Annotated in this window: 1 protein-coding gene; it reads right to left on the reverse strand. The window is 49.9% G+C overall.

Annotated elements, in window-relative coordinates; translation table 11 throughout:
- Nucleotides 1-100: 100 nt before the first annotated feature.
- Entirely contained in the window at nucleotides 101-394 is a 294-nt protein-coding gene (locus HMPREF3119_RS02005) for a hypothetical protein (protein WP_246829230.1), read from the reverse strand.
- Between the last annotated feature and the right edge of the window lie 135 nt (nucleotides 395-529).

The raw sequence follows: 529 nt of genomic DNA on the forward strand, positions 1-529 counted from the left end.
TTTTCACTGATCAGCACCCGGCCTTTTAAGGCTCCCCGCGATGGGGATCGCCAGTAGGTGTTCATGCTGGGCGGGAACGGGAGGGTCAGAGTTAAAGATGTCATGCAACACCCCGCTTAATTGCCTTTTTCGCTTCCCGGCGTAATGCAATTCCAAGTCTCTCAAGCCAGTCTGCATACTTCAGCACCGCCTCGGTTTCATTATCGAAACGCGGGAAATCGTCCATAGCTATTTCAACTTTGAAGCCACGGCTAAAAAACAAATCACAGGTAACGCTAAGCTCCTGCTCCAATTTTGTTTTTCCGTTATCGTGGCTCACCATGTACTTTTTTGACTTTTTATCTTTGCCTTTTTCGTAATGGATTAATTCCATTTTGGTTTGTTTAGTCTTCACGCCATCACCCCGCAGCTCTGTTTCATCTCCCGACGCTTTGCTGCCAGTGCCGTAAACAACCGGTTATGCGCAGATACAAACCCGCGCTCTGCCATATCTGCCGGGCTGGACAGGATCGGGCCGTTGTTGCGCCGG

This window comes from Morganella sp. HMSC11D09, assembly GCF_001807955.1.
Taxonomy (GTDB): Bacteria; Pseudomonadota; Gammaproteobacteria; order Enterobacterales; family Enterobacteriaceae; genus Morganella; species Morganella morganii.